Raw genomic sequence first — 18,007 nt, 5'->3', positions numbered from 1 at the left:
TCTTTGTCGTTTACGTCGCGGCCATCGTCGTCGGAACGACGATGGAAGCGATGTCGCAACTCGCGGCGCGCTGAGTTCGAGCCCAAACTTATTCGACCCAAACTCAAACGTGCTCGTACACGGTGCGGCCGCCGACAATGGTCCGCGTCACGCGGCCGGAGAAGCGGGCGTCGTCGAACGGCGTATTCTTGCACAGCGATTTGAGATCGTCGCGGTCGAGCACCCAGGGTGTGTCGGCGTCGATCACGATCACGTCGGCCGGCGCGCCGGCGCGCAGCGTGCCGCCGGGCAGGCCGAGCAGTTCGGCCGGCCGGGTCGACATCGCCCGGATCAGCGTCTTGAACTCCATCTCGCCATTGTGGATCAGCCTGAGCGCCGCCGGCAGCATGGTCTGCAGCCCGACCGCGCCGCTCGCCGCTTCCGCGAACGGCAGCCGCTTGACCTCGACGTCCTGCGGATTGTGATCGCTCATCACGACATCGATCAGCCCGGAGGCGAGCGCGGCGACCAGCGCGCGGCGGTCGTCCTCGGTGCGCAGCGGCGGCGCGAGCTTCAGGAAGGTGCGGTAGGGGCCGATGTCGTTCTCGTTCAGCGTCACGTGGTTGATCGAGACCGAGGCCGAGACGTTGTAGCCGGCGTCGCGGGCGCGCTTGAGGATCTCCAGCGACTCGGTCGAGGTCAGCGAGGCCGCGTGATAGCGCCCGCCGGTCAGGCCCGCGAGCCGCATGTCGCGCTCGAGCATGATCGACTCGGCGGCGGTCGGGATCCCGGCGAGGCCGAGCCGCGTAGCGAATTCGCCCTCGTTCATCACGCCTTCGCCGACCAGATGCGGGTCCTCGGTGTGATGCACGATCAGCGCATCGAAATCGCGGGCATAGGTCAGCGCGCGCCGCATCACCTGGGCGTTGGTGACGCTGCGGTCGCCATCGGTGAAGGCGACCGCGCCGGCGGCCTTCAAGAGGCCGATCTCGGTCATCTCCTGGCCCTGCATGCCCTTGGTCAGCGCCGCCATCGGATGGATGTTGACGATCGCAGTGTCGCGGGCGCGGCGCAGCACGAAGTCGACGGTGGCGGAATTGTCGATCACAGGCGAGGTGTCGGGCTGGCAGACGATGGTGGTGATGCCGCCGGCGGCCGCGGCTTGGCTCGCGGAGGCAAAGGTCTCGCGATGGCTGGCGCCGGGTTCGCCGACGAAGGCGCGCATGTCGATCAGGCCGGGGGCCACGATCTTGCCGGCGCAATTGACGATGTCGGTGCCTTCGGGGACGCCGGCGGCGCCGATGCCGCGCTTGGTGTCGCGGATCACGCCGTCGGCGATCAGGACATCGCCCGGACCGTCGAAATCGCGGGAGGGATCGATGACGCGGGCATTGGCGAGCAGGATGGGGCGGCGGTCAATCAGCATGGCGTCACGCGTTCGGCAGGTTGCGGGCGAGCGCTTCCAGCACCGCCATGCGCACTGCCACACCCATTTCGACTTGTTCACGGATCAGCGACTGCGCGCCGTCGGCGACGAAGGTGTCGATCTCGACACCGCGGTTCATCGGGCCCGGATGCATCACCAGCGCGTCGGGCTTGGCGTAGCCGAGCTTCTTCTGGTCGAGGCCGAAATAGTGGAAATATTCGCCTGACGACGGCACGAAGGAGCCGTTCATGCGCTCGCGCTGCAGCCGCAGCATCATCACGATGTCGGCGCCGTTCAGCCCCTCGCGCATGTCGCGCGCGACCTCGACGCCCATCCGCTCGATGCCCGGCGGCAGCAAGGTGGAGGGCGCCACCACGCGGACGCGGGCACCCATGGTGTTGAGCAGGAAGATGTTGGAGCGCGCCACGCGCGAATGCAGCACGTCGCCGCAGATCGCGATCACGAGCCCCTCGAGCCGGCCCTTGTTGCGGCGGATCGTCAGCGCATCCAGCAGCGCCTGAGTCGGGTGCTCGTGGGCGCCGTCGCCGGCATTGATCACGGAACCGTCAACCTTGCGCGCCAAGAGTTCGACCGCGCCGGAGGCGTGGTGGCGCACCACCAGGATGTCCGGGTGCATCGCGTTCAGCGTCACCGCGGTGTCCATCAGGGTCTCGCCCTTGCGGGTCGACATCGATGACACCGACATGTTCATGACGTCGGCGCCCAGGCGCTTTCCGGCGATCTCGAACGAGGACTGGGTCCGGGTCGAGGCCTCGAAGAACAGATTGACCTGGGTGCGGCCGCGCAGGCTGGCGCGTTTCTTGTCGACCTGGCGGTTGAGCTCGACATACTCCTCGGAGAGGTCGAGCAGGCCCGTGATGTCGTCAGCGGAAAGGCCCTCGATGCCCAGCAGATGCCGGTGACCGAGGACAAAAGTCGATTTCAATGATGGGGTCATTAAAGCCAGAGCTATAGGCGCGGATGGCCGGTGGGGCAAGCGCGAAGAGGGCTAGGTGGAGTTTTCCCCGAGTAAGATGCGACAGTCGTCTCGGCCGTCTTGCCCGGGCTTGGCGCCGGGCATTGGCACCTTGCTTTTGCTGGTTTTTCCGGAACAAGACATGATGGCCGGCCGCGGATGGCGCCGAGCCGAATGGCCCATTGGACGGTCGGGACCGAGCGCCGGGGAGCAGGGACTGGTGAGAATTGCCGTGATCGCATTGCTGGCCTTCGCGTTGATCTCGGGATCGACCTCGCCTGTCTTCGCTCAGAACTTGCCCGGCGGCTTCGTGTTCCTGCGCAACATCGATCCGACCATCCTCCAGGACATCCGCTACGCGACGTCCAACAACTTCATGGGACGGCCGATCGCGGGCTACGGCGCGGCGGAATGCGTGGTGAAGCGGGAGGTGGGGCTGCGCCTGAAGGCCGTGCAGCAGGAACTGGCGCGGCAAAGATTGTCGCTGAAGATGTTCGATTGCTACCGGCCGGCCCGCGCGGTCGCGGACATGGTGGCGTGGTCGAGGAACGGCACCGAGACCGCCGCCGAGCGGCGCTACAACCCGGCGTTCTCGAAGGCGGATCTGTTCCGCCTCGGCTATATCGCCACCCATTCGGGACATTCGACCGGCGCGGCGGTCGATCTCACGCTGGTCGATCTGGCTGCCGACAATTCGCGCAAGTTCGATTCCGCCACGGACTATGCCGACTGCACGGCGCCCGCCGCCGCGCGCGCCCCGGAGGGCAGCGTCGACATGGGCACCGGCTATGACTGCTCCGACGTCAAGGCCCATACCGCCGCCGGCTCGATCACGCCGGCACAGCGGCGCTGGCGGGCCAGGCTGGTCGCGGCGATGGCCGGGCAGGGGTTCGTGAACTATTCGAAGGAATGGTGGCACTTCTCGCTGCCGGGGGCCGGCGGCGGCGCCTATGATTTCCCGATCGGGCGGGCGCGATAGCGCGGAATTTCCTCAAATCTGAAGCGTTTCGGCAAACCAAAGCTTGCCATCGCAAAAGTGGCTGAATGCGCTTTCAACACTCCTTAATTGTGTCCGTATGAGGTGCGGGCATTGCGGGAGCACGAAGCATGCGTCTAGCAGTCTTTGCACTTATTGCCGTCGGCGCCGCCGGCATCGCGATTTACGATCAGTACGACAAGGGCGCGAATTATCAGCGTGTCGATGCGCGCATCAGCGCCGTCAACGAGCAATGCTATCTGGAAAAGGTCGAGCGCGGCGTCATCACCAAGACGACGTGGACCTCCGACCTGACCCGCTGCGAGGTCGCCGAGCTGCTGCGCAAGGAGCATCCGAAGTGGCAAGGCTATGACCTGAGGCACAAGATCGAGGTGCGCGTGGTCTACGTCTCGCCGGTCGATGGCGTCTCGCACCAGTCGAGCCTGCAAATGTCCTCCTTCCCCAACGGCAAGCCGCTGCGCGCCGGCGACGTGTTTCCGGTGCTGGCCTCCAAGACCAAGGCGGACAAGACCCGCACGATCTGACCGTCGCGGCGGTTCGAAAAGGATCGGAGTTCAACCATGCGCCTGGGCCTCTACGGACTGATCGCTATCGGCGTCGCGGGCCTCTATGCCTACATCGAGCTCGACAAGCGGGTGAACTTCCGTCCGATCGACGCGCGCGTCAGCAGCGTCAAGGAGCAATGCTAGATGGAGAAGACCGAGGGCAATCGGAGCTCGACGTCCGATCTCCTGCCGTGCGAACTGACCGAGCTTCTGGCGCGCAACCATCCGAAATGGCAGGGCTACGACATCAAGCACAAGATCGAGATCCGGTTTGCCTACATCTCCCCGGTGGACGGCGCCGCGCATGAATCGAGCCTGCAACTGGCGTCCTATCCCGATAACCGGCCGCTGCACGCCGGCGACATCTTTCCGCTCCAGGCGTCCCGGAAAGAGGCCAACAGGACCCGGGCCAACGATTGGCTGGACCGGCGGCTCGGTCGCGATGCGCCGAGCCACGGCAGCATCTAGGGCAGGGACTGATCAATGCGCCAACGATCCGACCGGTTCGAGCTCAGCTAAGCGCCAATAAACCCGCGGCGCAGCAGCCCCGCCAGAGCCCCGCGAAGACTGGCGACGCCGGCAATGTTGTCCTGGGACGCGCTGAACAGCCGTACCACCAGACGCTGATATTGTTCGGCGCTCGGCTCAAGACGCGCCAGCACCGTGCGGCCGGATCGCGAGGCCATGGACATGTCGGTCCATCCCGACCCTTCCAGGTGAATTTTATAGCGGCAGCCGGCAAGCTCGAGCGGCTCGCCAGCCGCGCCGGCGAGCCGCACCGAGGACGGCGATATTGCGAGCAGGCGGCACGAAAGGATTTTTCCTTCGCCGGCGAGCCAGACAAGCTCGTTCGTCTCGAACATGTGACCGGAACGCGGCAGTTCGAAGCAGACCAGAAACGCGATGAAGGCGATCAACATCGCGATCGCCGCCCACAACAGGTTGAAGAAATCGAGAGAGGAGATTTCGTCGGCGGCATAGGGGGAGATGAACTCCCATGTGATGCTGGCTGCGGAGCTGGCCGCGATCAACCCAAAGATGGCGGCAAGCTTCCAGTGAACGCGCGGCGCCGATCGATCGCCTCCCTTGTCGGTGATCTTGAAGGGGCGTCCGAATGGCTTGACGATGGCGGTGAACAGGGTTGCGGTCACCGCAAAGCAGGTGACGGCGTGGGTCGCCTCCATGAACAAAGGCAGCGTCCGCGCGCGCGATATCCAGCTCATGTAGACGATTTGCCCGAGCAGCGCCGGCATGCCGTAGCGCAGGAAGGACTGATAGTCGGCCTCGAACGCGGGCAGCCCGCCGAACCAATAGATTGTCGGCGCGATCAACAGCAGCACCATGAACGGTTTGGAGAGCCAGTTCAGCACGCCGTGCAGGTAGTGCCAGCGCTCGGTGAAGCGGAAGCCGCGGCCAAATAGCGGTCCGTTGCGCAGCAGGGCGACCTGGATGGTCCCGAGGCACCAGCGAGCTCGCTGGGTGACGTATTCCGGAATGCCTTCGGCTGAAAGTCCGAAACTGAGCGGCTCGTTGAGCCAGGCGGTGCGATAGCCGTGCGCCAGCATGGTGTAGGTGAGATTGATATCCTCCGAGACGGCCTGCTCGGGAAAGCCGCCGATCTCATCCAGACGGTCGCGGCGAACGACAAAGGAGGTGCCGACGCAGAATGCGCAGCCCCACGCATCCTTGGCCGGTTGAAAGATGTCGAAAAAGAAGCGTTGATCGTCGACCCAGCTCTTTTCGGCCAGCAGATTATGCTGGATCGGATCGGCGTTGTAGTAGAATTGCGGGGTCTGCACGATCGCAACGCCCGGATCGGACAGCAGCAGGCCGATCGTGCGCTTCAGGAAGTCTCGCCGCGGCGCGAAATCCGCATCGAGCACCAGAATGACCGGCGCATTGGTCGCGCGAGCGGTTGCGATCAATCCGTTATTGAGATTGCCGGCCTTGGCGCCCTTGTTATCCGGCCGCGTCAGGTGGCGCGCGCCGACCCGATCGCAATAGTCCCGCAGCCAGTCGCGTCTCGTATCATCGAGGACCCAGACCGTCGCATGGGCATAGTCGAGCGCCAGCGCGCTCAGGATCGATCGCTCGAGAATTTCGAGCGGTTCGTCATAGGTGCAGATGAAGATGTCGACAGCCGGATTGCGATCGTCCGAAGCCAGAAGCTGTTGTGAGGCGTCGGCCTGCGCGGTGCGGTCGGTACTGCGGAACAGGATGACGATCGAGATCAGCGTGTACAGGATCGCAAGCGATTCGAACGCAATGAAGAGCCGCGGCCAGAGACTCTGCGCCGACCACTCAAACGGCGGTAGCGTATCGTTCCATCGCCACAGCGTGTAAACGACCAGAAGGGCCATCGTCGTCGCTCCGAACAGGATACGATGGCCGGCGCGCAGCGGCTCCAGCAGTCGCGCCATGACCAGAAGCCCGAGCAAAATTCCGATGTCGATGGTCAGGATCGTTGAATTGTCGGCGGCAGTCGGAAACATCAGCGTATCCTCTTCCCGGTGAACGGATTCCAGCCTGTTTCAGCCAGCGCGGCCCACGCCGTCGCGCCGAGATGCGGGCGGCGATAATAGAAAAAATCGGGATCGCCGCCGGTTGGATCGATCGACAATCCCGTCGTCAGTCGCGCCGGTCGTGCGGCGTTGAGCAGGCCGGATGACGTCTGGTCGGCCTTCAGGTTGCCCAGCAGGCGATCGCTTTCGTGGGTGTCGCCGACGATCCGGTAGGCCAAGGCGGCCTGCGCCGTGCCCTCGACCCAGAGGCCGTCGCGATCGCCGTTGAAATCGAAGCCGCCATCGACCCCGAGGTGAGCTTTCGCGAAACCGAGCGTGCTCTTCCACGCCGCGGGCGATTCAGGGATTGCCATCCAGGGCCAAAGCTGAGCGTCGAGCGCGAGCAAGCCTTCGTTGGCAAGGCTGCCGTCAGGCTTGGTCCCAAGCAGGAAGTGATCGCCGCGAAAAGCGCGATCGAGCAAACGCTTGGCCTGTCCGGCCGCGCCGTCGTATTTCCGGTCGCCGGTCAGGCTAAACAGCCAGCGCGCGGCGGCGTGAACGTCGGCGTTGTGCTCCGTCGACATCCAGGTGAGCTTGACCTGCTTCGGATCATAGCCGTGAAAGCCGCCGTAAAAGCCGTCTTGAGAAGCGGTTGTGTCGATCACCCAGTCGATCAAGCGCCTTGCGTCGGCGAGATATTGAGAGTCCCCGGTTGCCTGATGCAGGGTCAGCAATGCCAATGCGGCCCAGGCGACGTTTCCGGTCGAGCTGCCGTCCTGCGCCGCGTCCTCCGCCCAGATATTGGCATGTCCATCCCACCAGCCCGGCAGATCGGGAGCGAGCTTGTTCACCGCGCCCGCACGATAGGCGTTGCGCACGCGGCCATCATCGAAGCTGCGGTCCTTGCCAACGGCGCGGCTCAGCGCGTTGCCGATCGGCCTCGCATCCGACACATTGCCGCAGGCAATCAGCGCAATGGCGGCGAGTGCGTTGTCGTAGACGAACGCCGTCGTGGCGAGACCCGCCGGAAGCGCCGGTTCATCCGTGCCGGGGTCGTAACTCCGGATGAAAACCGCGTCAGCCGCGCTTGCGCGCGGGGCGACCGCCCTTTTCAACCCGGCGCAGAATGCGTTTGCGGTTGGGGTTGTGTGGCCCGCTGCGGGCGCGCCCAGGACGGCCGCGCATAGCGTCATCACGATGGCAGACTTCATCGCGATACGAGGGTACGAGTTCCGGGCGACGCGTTCTCATCGGCCGTTGGCTGCTGCGGTTGCGAGGCCCGGAATGCATCGTGCAGACGAGCCATGCCAGCACGCCGCGCGTCCGCGTCCGATGACGTGTTCTGCGCGGCGTTGACGGTGCTTGCGTCGTTCCGCATCCACGCCGCGACGAAATGGCCGAGCCGTCGCCACGTGACCGACATCGAGGGGACGACGCCGTTCTCGCGGGTCACCGTCACCCATTGGCCGACCGGACAGGCGGACTCCTCCGCCGTGGCTGCCTGCTGTGCCGGTCCGCCGTCGTTCGCCGGATCCGGGGTGATGATGGCATAGAGTTCGCGGCGCTCGGTTTGCGGGAACGGAACCGCAAAGCGTTCGTCGGCCTTGTCGCTGGTCTTCGGCACGACCGCGGTGACGAGGCCGGATCGCAACGAGCTGCCGTCGATACGGACGCGCGTGCCGGGCGTCATGCTCTGGCCCTGCCGGTAGGAGAAGATGGCGACAACAAAGCGCTTGTCACAGTTGATGACGGAGCTGATCGTATCACCGGCGCTCACGTGTCGCCCCATCGCGGCGCCGACGGTCAAGACCTTGCCCTGGCCGCGCGCAAGGACTTTGGCATCGGCCAACGTCGCCAGCCGTTTTTGTTCGGCGTCGATCAGGTGCTCCAGGTCGGCAAGCACTGCGGTTTGCTGCTTTTCCTCGATTTTCATCCGCATGGCGTCCAAGTCGATGTCCCTGCGTTTCTGAGCGAGATTATTGAGCGCAACCAATTCGTCGCCGATATAGATGCCCTTGCTTAGGGCGTTGAGCTGTGCCGTCTTTTGATTCAGCTTGGCCATATCTGCGTCCGCGCCATGCATCGCCGCAGCATATTGCTGGGTCGTCGGCCTGAGCATGTCCATGCTCGCGGCATTGCGTGTCACCATATTGCTCTGTCGGTCCACCAGAGCCTTCTTTTCACTGCTCGCAGCGTTGGATTGAGCGACGCGGGCGCGAAGCTCTTCGATCTGCGACTGGAACTGGCCCTTGAGCTGGTTTGTCTGGTCAGCGAGCTCGCCGTCGAGAGACGAAACATAGTTGACGTCCGAGTCGTATTTTGAGCGCGTCGCATCGAGCTTCTGCCGTGCGTCGGACGCCTTTTCCTGCAACGAGATGAGTGTCCCGCGATCAACCCTTGGATTGCTGATTTGCGCCAGCGTGTCGCCATCGCGGACGTCGTGGCCCGGAAGCGCCGTCAACACATCGATTTCGCCGCTGATTGGCGCCGTCAGAAGCGTAACGGGTGCGTTGACCACGGCGCGATCCGATTGATCTGCAACGATCGGGGGCGCTACCGCTGTCAGCATCAGGATAGACAGCAATCCCGCGACGCCGACCGCGGATATTCTCAGTATTGCATGATGTTTCCGCACAGTGCCGCCGGTTTCGGATCTATCAATCATCAGTTCTCTTTCGGTTGGGAGGGCCCTGGATGCGCGCTTCTTGTGGTTGGCTGACTGTTTTTCCCGGCGCAGGCTAGCGACTGCAACAATGCTGACCGCGTTTGGTTGCTGCCAAAAATGCGGCGATTAGGATCGCGGCAAGAGCGGTGGATCACGAGAGAAGCGGTCTCCAACCGGAGTGCAGGTTCCAACTGCAAGGACGGGCGGTCAGTCGAGGTCAAAGGGGCGCTCGCAGCCTTCCGCGCCCCTGGCGACGCCGGCATTGCGCCGCCATTGGCGCGGGGCACCAGCCGCGCGGGGCAAATCAGCCCAATTCATGAATAGGGGGCGCAGCGAAAGCCGCATTTTTCGCTGCCCGGCGCCTGCGCGCGGGCTATGATCCCCCGATTCCGATGCGCGACGAATGCCGAGGAGACCATGACGCAGGCTCCGTTTGCCACCCACGACGTGCTCAACCAGTCGCCGCCGTTCTGGAACGTCGACCTGTTCACGACGGATGCGCCGCTGGTCGCGGCCGTCGCGGCCAATGGCGCCGCCGCGGCCACGGCCGAGCTGAGCGATTTCGGCAGGCATTGGGGATCCGCCGCCATGGCGGAGCGCGGCCGCATCGCCAACGAGAACACGCCGAAACTGCGCAGCTTCGATGCCAGGGGCAATCGCCGCGACGAGGTCGAGTTTCATCCGGCCTATCACGAGCTGATGGCGCACTCGGCGCATGCCGGCGTGCACAATTCGACCTGGACCATGGACGGCAAGCCGGCCGGCGGCGCCGCCGAGGTGGTGCGCGCGGCGAAGTTCTACATCGCCGCGCAGGTCGAGACCGGCCATCTCTGTCCGATCACGATGACCCGCGCCTCGGTCGCGGCGCTGGCCTCGCAGCCGGACATCCTGGCGAAGACGATGCCGGTGATCGGAACGCGCGCCTACGACCCGGGCTTTGCGCCGTGGTGGACCAAGCGCGGCATGACGCTCGGCATGGGCATGACCGAGAAGCAGGGCGGCACCGATGTGCGCGCCAACATGACGCGCGCCGAGCGCGACGGCGATGGCTATCGCATCACCGGGCACAAATGGTTCATGTCGGCGCCGATGTGCGACGCATTCCTGGTGCTGGCGCAGACCAAGGACGGCCTGAGCTGTTTCTTCATGCCGCGCTTTGCGCCCGACGGCACCGTCAACGCGATCCACTTCCAGCGCCTGAAGGACAAGCTCGGCAACCGCTCCAATGCCTCCTCGGAGGTCGAATTCCACGGCGCTCATGCCGAACTGATCGGCGAGCAGGGCAAGGGCATCCGCACCATCATCCAGATGGTGCAGCTGACGCGGCAGGATTGCGCGATCGCATCCGCCGGCCTGATGCGCTCCGGGCTCGCGCATGCGCTCAATCATGCGCGGCATCGCAGCGTGTTCCAGAAGCATCTCGCCGATCAGCCGCTGATGCAGGCGGTGCTGTCGGACATGGCGCTGCATGTCGAGGCATCCATCGCACTGGTGATGCGGCTGTGCCGCGCCTTCGATCGCGCGTCCAGCGAGGCGGGCGAGGCCGCCTTTATGCGTCTGCTGACACCGGCGATCAAATACTGGACCTGCAAGAGCGCACCCGGCTTCCTCTATGAGGCGATGGAGTGCCTCGGCGGCAATGGCTATGTCGAGGAGGGCATTCTGGCGCGCCATTACCGGGAGGCGCCGGTCAACGCGATCTGGGAGGGCTCCGGCAATGTGATGTGCCTCGACGTGCTGCGCGCGCTCGGCCGCGAGGCCGATGCCGCGCTCGCCGTGCTGCGTGCGCTCGCCGATCAGGCCAAGGGCCTGCCGGGCTCCGCCGAGGCCGTCGCATCGATCGGGCAGTCGTTCCGCCGTCCCGACAGCGAGCGCGTCGCGCGGCTTGCGGTCGAACAGCTGGCGCTGCTGGCGGCCGCCGCGGCGCTCAACCAGGTCTCGCCGAAAAGCGCCGAGCTGTTCGCCGCGACACGGCTTGCCGAACGCCACGCCGGCATGTACGGCGCGGTGGATCTTTCCGAAGCCGATCAACGCGCGCTGCTGGCGCGGGCGCTAGCATGAAGGTTTGCTGATGGACGCACTCAATCCCGATACGTCGCCGGCCGCGATCGAACCGCCGCCGCGCCCGCCGCGGATCTGGAAGTTCTGGGGCACCGCGCTGTGGGGTCTCTTGATCTTCGCCGCGATGTTCCTCGGCCAGCTCGCGGTCATCATCTGGCGGATCATCGCGCAAGGTGGCGAGATGTCGACAGGAGGCATCACCCATGTGGTCGCCGACGGCCTGACGATCTCGCTCTCGGTCCTCGCCGGCCTGCCGATGGTGCTGCTGGTGCTGTGGTTCGCGATCCGCCGGACCGGACTCTCGTTTGCCGATTATCTCGGGCTGCGCTGGACGTCGTGGAAGAACGTCATCATCGGCATCGTCGCGCTGATCGTGCTGGTCGGCGCCTGGGACATGGTGTCCCGCGCCGCCGGCCGAGAAGTGGCGCCGGGCTTCATGGGCGACGTGCTGAAATCGGCGCAGGAGCACAGCGCGCTCTGGCTCTTGGTGATTGCCTTCGCCGTCGCCGCGCCGCTCTGGGAGGAGCTGTTCGCGCGCGGCTGGCTCTATCGCGGCTGGTCGGAATCCCGGCTCGGTCCCTACGGCGCGATCCTGCTGTCGTCGATCGTGTGGACGGTGATGCACCTGCAATACGACTGGTTCTTCCTCTGCCAGGTGCTGACGATCGGGCTCCTGTTCGGCTATCTGCGCTTCCGCACCGGCTCGACCTGGCTGACCATCCTGCTGCACGGCCTGAACAATTTTGCCGCGACGATCCAGACCTGGTGGCTGGCGGGCTGATCGTCCGATATGCTAGGTTGAGTTCGGGCCCACCTTCGCTGCCAAATTGTTGCAGAAGAATCCAGCATGTCGAACTTTGAGAATGCCGGCGCGCAGACACCTGCTTCGGCGCCGCCGCGAACCTGGGACTTCGCGGGGACCGCATTCGTCGTCCTGATCGCCTACGCCATTTATGTGCTGGCGGGAGGTTTCGCCGTGGCGTTCATCGTCGCGCTGCAAGATGGCGTAGCTACGATGTCACCGGCTCAATTCCAGGACTTCGCAGCCCAGGGGCGATGGCAAGGTCCAGCCATCATCATCGCGAGCCCGTTGGCGATCGGCGTGCTTTGGATCGCGATCCGAATGGCCGGCCGCGGGTTCGCCGAATATCTTGCGCTCAACTGGCCGAGCAGAAATGAGGTGGTTCGCGGTCTGGTGTTCATGGCCATCATAATGGTTGCCGAGAGCTGGAGCGGATTCCTCATCGGTTCGGAGGACGGCACACCCGATTCATTCCTGATCGTCAAAGGACCCGGCGGGCTGTTGACACTCCTTGTGGCAGTCTGCATTGCCATACCGATCATGGAGGAATTCGTTGTCCGCGGATTCATGTTTCGCGGCTGGTCGCAGTCGTTCCTCGGTCCGACTGGCGCCATCGTGCTGACGTCAGTCGTGTGGGCGATGATGCATACTCAGTACGATTGGTTTTGGCGTTTCTGGATCTTCGTCTCTGGTCTTGCTCTTGGCTATTTTCGCTGGCGCAGCAATTCGACTTGGCTGACAGTGATCGTTCATTCCGCCATGAACATGGTTTGTTTTCTTGTGCGGGGCCCTTACACCTAGCTTCGCCGGCAACCATCGATCCAAGCGAGCAGGGAGCGTCGCCCACTTGGCGCGCCATGACATCGCTTGGCGGCGAGGCCGGCGCCGCGACGGCTGGTCGGGAGTCCCGGATCGCCCGTCCACGGCGCTTCGGGCACCGTCATATGACAGGATTGTCATACAACCTCCGGGGGAGTGCTGTAGTATCCTCAGCGAATATCGCGGCTTGAAGGTTTCAAAGTCATTTTCAGGGAGAATGCGATGGCGATCTATGATGGTGGCTCCGGCAACGACAGTCTCGTCGGCGGAAGCGACAACGATGTCATCAACGGCTATGGCGGCGACGACACGCTGGCGGGCGGCAACGGCGGCGATTCCATCTATGGCGGCGACGGAAACGATGTTGTTTATGGGGACAGCAGTCAACCGCAAGGTTGGTTGTACAATTATGGCGTCCCGTCAAATGCGCTCGATACCAAGTATCTCTACGGCGGTGCGGGCAACGACGTCATATTCGCAAGTTCGGACTCCGTCGAGTTTCCGAATATTCGATATCCTTACTCGCCCAACTACATCGATTACCAGCAAAATATGATCTACGGCGGCGATGGCAACGACACGATCTTCGGATCGTCGGGCTATACGCATGATGGCGATTTTGTCGCGCTTCCAGGCGGATTGGTGGTGCCGGGAAGCGTTTACAGCGGCGACCCTGGCACCATCTACGGCGGCGCCGGTGACGATGTCATCTATTCGATCCCGAACGTCGCGTTCGGCGGCGACGGCAATGATCTGATGGTGGCGGTCGGCGCGGCGCGCCTGTATGGCGGGTCCGGCGACGACAGCCTGTATGGCGGATCCCTGAACGATACGCTGGTCGGCGGCGATGGCCGCGATCTGCTCGAAGGCGGCGGCGGTGATGACTGGCTCTATCTCTCCACCGGCCTCGCGGGACGCGACGTGGCCTATGGCGGCGCCGGCAATGACGTCGAGATCGCAGGCGCAGCCGGCAACGTCACCGAGATCGGCGATGACGGCAACGACACCTTGTACGGCGGGCCGGGCAACGACTATCAGTACGGCGGGACCGGCAACGACGTGATGTACGGCGGCGCGGGCACCGACGTTCTGATCGGCGGCGCCGGCAACGACTATTTCGACGGCGGCACCGGCGTGAATTACTATTATGGCGGCAACGGCGGCGGTCCGGGCACGGGCATCGGCACGGATACCTTCAATGTCAGCCAGGGCGGCATCGATGTGGTGCAGGACTGGACCGAGGGCAAGGACACGGTGCAGCTCAATGGTTCGGGCTTCCAGTCCTTTGCCGATGTGCTCGCGCATTCCTATCAGAATGGCGCCTACTTCGTGGTCCAGCTCAATTCCGACACCGCAGTGTGGCTGAACGGGGCAACCGCCACCAGTGTGGTGGCAGGCGACTTCAAGATCATCAGCTGAGCGGGACATCCGCGAAGATCCCCGCTGGAACAGCCCTTCGACCCAACGTGATCGCCCCCGGATCCTCTGCATCTTGACGATCCGGAACGGAGCGGCGCACCGGCGCTTGGTGCTCAGGCAATGCGGCAACGATCTGTCGCGCGAGAACGTCATCAAGCAGGCTGCGGCGCTGGGGGACTACCAGGCGTCGGCCCTGCTGCCGGGCATCAAGATCGACAGCAGTGGCTTCCGGCCTGTCGAGCAATTGCGGTTGCTGCAGTTCGATGGCCGCAGCTGGCAGCCGAACGGTGATGCGCTTAATACGGCGTTCACCGGATCGAGCGGGAAATAGCGACGATCAGCGCAGCCCGACCGCCGCGATCACGACCGGCATCGTGATCGCGGCCAGGATCGTCTGCAGCGTGATGATCTGGGCGAGCAGCGGTGCGTCGCCGCCCATCTGGCGCGCCAGCACATACGCCGAAGGCGAGGTCGGCACCGCGGCGCAGGCCGCGACGATCGCGAGATTGGCGCCGGTGACGCCGAACCATACCGCGAGCGCGACCGTCAGCACCGGCATCAGGACGAGTTTCAGCGCCAGCGCGACGCTGGCGGCGAGGCTCGGGCGGAAGATGCCCTCCAGCCGCAGGCCGGCGCCGGTGACCAGCAGGCCGATCGCCAGCGACGAGCCGCCCAGCGCATCGGCGACATCGTGCCAGAGTTTCGGCAGCGGGATGTGCGCGACATTGATGGCAAGGCCGATCACGCAGGCCCAGATCAGTGGGTTCTTCACCACAGTCATCACGATCGCGCCCGCCGACCGCTTTCCGGATGAGGCATATTTCGCCAGCACGGCGACGCTGAAGACGTTGACCAGCGGGATGATCGCAACCATCGCAACCGATGCGAGCGCAAGGCCGACCTTGCCGTAGAGATTGCCGGACACCGACAGCGCGACATAGGTCTGCCAGCGCGTCGCGCCCTGGAAGATCGAGCTGAAGGCGGGACCATCGACCCTGGCGCGGGCGAGGGGCGCGCGCAGCGCGAGACACAGCAGGCACATCACGAGCGCCGCGAGCAGCAACGCGCCGCCGGCGCCTGCGACCGGGACCGTGGACAGGTCGGCTTTCACCAGCGTCTGCACCAGCAGCACCGGGAACAGCACGTAATAGGTCAGCTGCTCCAGCCCGTGCCATTGGGTCTCCAGCCGCATCAGGCTGCGCTTGAGGACGACGCCGAGCACGATCAAGAGGAACACCGGCAGCAGCGCCGCGATCACCACGGCCATGGTCAGCGCTCCCCGCGCAGCTTCGCCAGCCGGTCGAGCGCGCCCTGCAGGATGAAGATCGCGGCGTGCTCGTCGATCACCTCGGCGCGCCTGCTGCGGCTGACGTCCATCCCGATCAGCTCGCGCTCGACGGCTGCGGTCGACAGCCGCTCGTCCCACAGTCCGATCGCAAGCGTGGTCAGGTTTGCGAGATTGCGGGCGAAGGCGCGGGTCGATTGCGCGCGCGGGCCTTCGCTGCCGTCCATGTTGATCGGCAGGCCGAGCACGAAGCCGACCGCATTGCGCTCGGCTGCGATCGCGAGCAGCCGCGCCGCGTCGACCTTGAACTGCTTGCGCTGGATGGTCTCGACACCGGTCGCGAGCCGCCGGTCCGGGTCCGACACGGCAACGCCGATGGTCTTGGTGCCGAGGTCGAGGCCGACCAGCGCGCCGCGCTCGTGCCAGTGCGCCGCGGCTTCGATCAAGGGAAGGATGGGGGCGGGCATGGCCTTGCGCTTAGCACGCACCCGCGCGCCGAGGCAAAGCCCGGCGGCGGGCGGGCGTCCATGCGAAAACGCCGGTCAGGCGGCGATCACCCGGTCGGCGCCGCCAAGGCATGCGGCCAGTCCCTGCAACGCGCTGGACTGATGTGCGGTGCGGCGCTGGATGAACAGCGTCTCGACGCGAGCGTGCTGCGGACTGAGCTTGTGGATCTTGATGTCGCGCTGGACGTGGTCGCGCTCGACCACGGCGCGCGGCAGCAGCGTCACGCCCATGTCGGCGGCGACGCAGCCGACCATGCCGTCGAGCGTGCCGAGCTCGAAGCGCGCGGCCGACGGCCAGCCGAATTCGGTGAACACCTGTTCGAGGCGCTGGCGGTAGGTGCAGCCGGTGCGGAACACCAGCGCTGTCGGGCCCGACTCCGGCGTGCCGGCGCGCAACGCGGATAGCGATGTCCAGCGCTGTGCGGTGACCAGCACCAGTTCCTCGGTAAAGGCCGATGTCGCCACCAGTTCGGCGTGCTCGATCGGGCCGGCGACAAAGGCGCCGTCGAGCGAACCGTCGAGCACCGCAGCAACGAGATCGGCGGTCGGCGCGGTGCGCAAGGTCAGCCGCACGGCGGGATAGCGGCGGTGAAACTCGGCGAGCAGCGTCGGCAGCCGGACCGCAGCAGTCGTCTCCATCGAGCCGATCGACAGCGGACCTCTCGGCTCGCCGTCGTCGCGTGCGGCGAGCACGGCTTCGCGCGTCAGCGCCGCCATCCGCTGCGCATACGGCAACAGCCGGCGGCCGGCGCCGGTCAGCGACATGCCGCGGCTGTGGCGCTCGAACAAAGCGGTGCCGATCTCGGCCTCCAGCGCCTTGATGCGCTGGGTGACGTTGGACTGCACGGTGTTGAGCTCGTCGGCGGCGCGGGTGATGCCGCCGAGCCGGGCGACCGTGGAAAAGGTGAGCAGGTCGGTCAATTCCATCTGAGACCACCGTTTCATTTTAGAGATGGGAGCGTTCTCTAGTATTCATTTTCACAGAATGTTAGGCCGGCTTAGGCTGCGAGTCCAGAACAGCAAGTTCAAGACAGGGAGCGAGCGCATGCCGATCAGCACCGAATTGACGGCGCGTCTGGGCATCCAGCATCCGATCCTGGCAGCGCCGATGGCCATGATCGCGGGGAGCCGGCTGGTCACGGCGGTGAGCGAGGCAGGCGGCTTCGGCATTCTGGGCGGCGGCTACGGAGATGCGGCCTGGCTCAGGGCTGAAACCGCAAAGCTGAAGAATTTCGCAAAGCCGTTCGGCATCGGCTTCATCACCTGGAGTCTCGCCAGGCAGCCCGAACTGATCGACATCGCGCTGGATGCAAAGCCGCGCGCGGTGATGCTGTCATTCGGCGATCCCGCGCCGTTCGCGCCCAGGATCAAGGCCGCGGGCGCGCTCCTGATCTGCCAGGTGCAGAGCGAGCAGATGGCACAAGCTGCGCTCGCCTGCGACGCCGACATCCTGATCGCGCAGGGCACCGAGGCGGGCGGTCATGGCGCATCGCGCACTACGCTCGATATCGTGCCGGCGACCATCGATTTCGCGGCGGGGCGTGTGCCAGTGGTGGCGGCCGGCGGCATCGCGGATGGACGGGGCTTGGCTGCGATGATGATGCTCGGCGCCTCCGGCGTGCTGATGGGAACGCGGTTCTATGCCAGTGTCGAGGCGGCTGCGCCCGAGCAGGCGAAGCAACTGATCCGCGCGGCGAAGAGCGGCGAGACGGTGCGCGGTGTGGTGATGGATTGGTCGCGCAAATTGATCTGGCCGGCGCCATTCACCGCGCGTTCGCTTGCCAACGATCATCTGCGGCGCTGGAGCGGAAACGAGATCGAGCTGATGCAGCGCGCGGACGAAATTGCGGTGGAGTATGCCGCCGCGAAGGAGGCGGGCAATTTCGACATCGCTGCGGTGTTCGCCGGCGAGTCCGTCGGCCTGATCCATGATATCGTTCCCGCGGCCAAGATCGTCGGCCGTATCGTCGCCGAAGCCGAGCAGTCGCTGCAGGGCCGGCGCAATTCTCTTTCATCTTTGTCCTGA

General features: G+C 65.0%; 18 protein-coding genes. 10 read left to right on the top strand and 8 right to left on the bottom strand.

Features of this window, described 5'->3' with window-relative positions; translation table 11 throughout:
- Positions 1-103: 103 nt before the first annotated feature.
- Complete coding sequence (locus ACVMB0_RS28930; RefSeq protein WP_456754374.1) at positions 104-1,405, bottom strand: dihydroorotase; 1,302 nt, start codon at positions 1,403-1,405, stop codon at positions 104-106.
- Between the two features lie 4 nt (positions 1,406-1,409).
- Complete coding sequence (locus tag ACVMB0_RS28925; protein ID WP_456754375.1) at positions 1,410-2,363, bottom strand: aspartate carbamoyltransferase catalytic subunit; 954 nt, start codon at positions 2,361-2,363, stop codon at positions 1,410-1,412.
- Between the two features lie 238 nt (positions 2,364-2,601).
- Here ACVMB0_RS28925 and ACVMB0_RS28920 point away from each other — a divergent pair, with 238 nt between their 5' ends.
- From ACVMB0_RS28920 to ACVMB0_RS28905, 4 genes are all read left to right on the top strand, one after another.
- Positions 2,602-3,360, top strand: coding sequence for a M15 family metallopeptidase (locus ACVMB0_RS28920; protein WP_461348428.1), 759 nt, complete (start codon positions 2,602-2,604; stop codon positions 3,358-3,360).
- Between the two features lie 128 nt (positions 3,361-3,488).
- Entirely contained in the window at positions 3,489-3,902 is a 414-nt protein-coding gene (locus ACVMB0_RS28915) for a hypothetical protein (protein WP_461348427.1), read from the top strand.
- A 36-nt stretch (positions 3,903-3,938) separates the two neighbouring features.
- Positions 3,939-4,067: a hypothetical protein gene (locus ACVMB0_RS28910; protein WP_461348426.1), complete on the top strand. Its 129-nt coding sequence runs from the start codon at positions 3,939-3,941 to the stop codon at positions 4,065-4,067.
- Positions 4,068-4,391 (top strand): hypothetical protein, encoded by a 324-nt coding sequence (locus ACVMB0_RS28905; protein WP_461348425.1) that lies wholly within the window; start codon positions 4,068-4,070, stop codon positions 4,389-4,391.
- A 47-nt stretch (positions 4,392-4,438) separates the two neighbouring features.
- On the opposite strand, the gene ACVMB0_RS28900 is transcribed toward ACVMB0_RS28905, so the two are convergent.
- From ACVMB0_RS28900 to ACVMB0_RS28890, 3 genes are read right to left on the bottom strand one after another with little or no spacing between them, the layout of a single operon-like run.
- Positions 4,439-6,415, bottom strand: coding sequence for a glycosyltransferase family 2 protein (locus ACVMB0_RS28900; RefSeq protein ID WP_461348424.1), 1,977 nt, complete (start codon positions 6,413-6,415; stop codon positions 4,439-4,441).
- Positions 6,415-7,617 carry a hypothetical protein gene (locus ACVMB0_RS28895; protein ID WP_461349726.1) on the bottom strand — a complete coding sequence of 401 codons (1,203 nt, stop codon included), beginning with the start codon at positions 7,615-7,617 and terminating at the stop codon, positions 6,415-6,417. The genes ACVMB0_RS28900 and ACVMB0_RS28895 overlap by 1 nt, the downstream gene beginning before the upstream one ends.
- A gap of 14 nt (positions 7,618-7,631) precedes the next feature.
- Entirely contained in the window at positions 7,632-9,089 is a 1,458-nt protein-coding gene (locus ACVMB0_RS28890) for an HlyD family secretion protein (RefSeq protein WP_461348423.1), read from the bottom strand.
- A gap of 417 nt (positions 9,090-9,506) precedes the next feature.
- Between ACVMB0_RS28890 and ACVMB0_RS28885 the strand changes: the two genes are divergently transcribed.
- The 5 genes from ACVMB0_RS28885 to ACVMB0_RS28865 all read left to right on the top strand — a co-directional run bounded on the left by ACVMB0_RS28885 (position 9,507) and on the right by ACVMB0_RS28865 (position 14,521).
- Entirely contained in the window at positions 9,507-11,150 is a 1,644-nt protein-coding gene (locus ACVMB0_RS28885) for an acyl-CoA dehydrogenase family protein (protein WP_461348422.1), read from the top strand.
- 10 nt (positions 11,151-11,160) lie between these two features.
- Complete coding sequence (locus tag ACVMB0_RS28880) at positions 11,161-11,931, top strand: lysostaphin resistance A-like protein (RefSeq protein WP_461348421.1); 771 nt, start codon at positions 11,161-11,163, stop codon at positions 11,929-11,931.
- Between the two features lie 66 nt (positions 11,932-11,997).
- Positions 11,998-12,753: a lysostaphin resistance A-like protein gene (locus ACVMB0_RS28875; RefSeq protein ID WP_461348420.1), complete on the top strand. Its 756-nt coding sequence runs from the start codon at positions 11,998-12,000 to the stop codon at positions 12,751-12,753.
- A 240-nt stretch (positions 12,754-12,993) separates the two neighbouring features.
- On the top strand, positions 12,994-14,190 hold the full coding sequence (locus ACVMB0_RS28870) for a calcium-binding protein (RefSeq protein ID WP_461348419.1): 1,197 nt from the start codon (positions 12,994-12,996) through the stop codon (positions 14,188-14,190).
- A 73-nt stretch (positions 14,191-14,263) separates the two neighbouring features.
- Complete coding sequence (locus ACVMB0_RS28865; protein WP_461348418.1) at positions 14,264-14,521, top strand: hypothetical protein; 258 nt, start codon at positions 14,264-14,266, stop codon at positions 14,519-14,521.
- A 6-nt stretch (positions 14,522-14,527) separates the two neighbouring features.
- Here the strand turns inward: ACVMB0_RS28865 and ACVMB0_RS28860 are convergent, their stop codons facing one another.
- From ACVMB0_RS28860 to ACVMB0_RS28850, 3 genes are all read right to left on the bottom strand, one after another.
- The gene (locus ACVMB0_RS28860) at positions 14,528-15,457 is read right to left on the bottom strand and encodes an AEC family transporter (protein WP_461348417.1); all 930 of its coding nucleotides are present in this window, start codon (positions 15,455-15,457) and stop codon (positions 14,528-14,530) included.
- Positions 15,458-15,459: 2 nt separating this feature from the next.
- Positions 15,460-15,942 carry a Holliday junction resolvase RuvX gene (gene ruvX / locus ACVMB0_RS28855; RefSeq protein ID WP_461348416.1) on the bottom strand — a complete coding sequence of 161 codons (483 nt, stop codon included), beginning with the start codon at positions 15,940-15,942 and terminating at the stop codon, positions 15,460-15,462.
- 75 nt (positions 15,943-16,017) lie between these two features.
- Positions 16,018-16,908 carry a LysR family transcriptional regulator gene (locus ACVMB0_RS28850; protein WP_456754386.1) on the bottom strand — a complete coding sequence of 297 codons (891 nt, stop codon included), beginning with the start codon at positions 16,906-16,908 and terminating at the stop codon, positions 16,018-16,020.
- 58 nt (positions 16,909-16,966) lie between these two features.
- On the opposite strand from ACVMB0_RS28850, the gene ACVMB0_RS28845 reads away from it, so the two are divergent.
- A complete protein-coding gene (locus tag ACVMB0_RS28845) occupies positions 16,967-18,007 on the top strand; it encodes an NAD(P)H-dependent flavin oxidoreductase (protein ID WP_461348415.1) in 1,041 nt (346 codons plus the stop codon).

This window comes from Bradyrhizobium sp. USDA 4451 (assembly GCF_054822585.1).
This window is presented reverse-complemented; position numbering and strand designations above follow the sequence as displayed.

Coding starts and splice junctions, on each gene's coding strand:
- ACVMB0_RS28875 (WP_461348420.1), top strand. CDS start 11,998: ATGTCGAACTTTGAGAATGCCGGCGCGCAGACACCTGCTTCGGCGCCG.
- ACVMB0_RS28870 (WP_461348419.1), top strand. CDS start 12,994: ATGGCGATCTATGATGGTGGCTCCGGCAACGACAGTCTCGTCGGCGGA.
- ACVMB0_RS28915 (WP_461348427.1), top strand. CDS start 3,489: ATGCGTCTAGCAGTCTTTGCACTTATTGCCGTCGGCGCCGCCGGCATC.
- ACVMB0_RS28860 (WP_461348417.1), bottom strand. CDS start 15,457: ATGGCCGTGGTGATCGCGGCGCTGCTGCCGGTGTTCCTCTTGATCGTG.
- ACVMB0_RS28850 (WP_456754386.1), bottom strand. CDS start 16,908: ATGGAATTGACCGACCTGCTCACCTTTTCCACGGTCGCCCGGCTCGGC.
- ACVMB0_RS28890 (WP_461348423.1), bottom strand. CDS start 9,089: ATGATTGATAGATCCGAAACCGGCGGCACTGTGCGGAAACATCATGCA.
- ACVMB0_RS28885 (WP_461348422.1), top strand. CDS start 9,507: ATGACGCAGGCTCCGTTTGCCACCCACGACGTGCTCAACCAGTCGCCG.
- ACVMB0_RS28880 (WP_461348421.1), top strand. CDS start 11,161: ATGGACGCACTCAATCCCGATACGTCGCCGGCCGCGATCGAACCGCCG.
- ruvX (WP_461348416.1), bottom strand. CDS start 15,942: ATGCCCGCCCCCATCCTTCCCTTGATCGAAGCCGCGGCGCACTGGCAC.
- ACVMB0_RS28845 (WP_461348415.1), top strand. CDS start 16,967: ATGTTAGGCCGGCTTAGGCTGCGAGTCCAGAACAGCAAGTTCAAGACA.
- ACVMB0_RS28910 (WP_461348426.1), top strand. CDS start 3,939: ATGCGCCTGGGCCTCTACGGACTGATCGCTATCGGCGTCGCGGGCCTC.
- ACVMB0_RS28895 (WP_461349726.1), bottom strand. CDS start 7,617: ATGACGCTATGCGCGGCCGTCCTGGGCGCGCCCGCAGCGGGCCACACA.
- ACVMB0_RS28900 (WP_461348424.1), bottom strand. CDS start 6,415: ATGTTTCCGACTGCCGCCGACAATTCAACGATCCTGACCATCGACATC.
- ACVMB0_RS28925 (WP_456754375.1), bottom strand. CDS start 2,363: ATGACCCCATCATTGAAATCGACTTTTGTCCTCGGTCACCGGCATCTG.
- ACVMB0_RS28930 (WP_456754374.1), bottom strand. CDS start 1,405: ATGCTGATTGACCGCCGCCCCATCCTGCTCGCCAATGCCCGCGTCATC.
- ACVMB0_RS28905 (WP_461348425.1), top strand. CDS start 4,068: ATGGAGAAGACCGAGGGCAATCGGAGCTCGACGTCCGATCTCCTGCCG.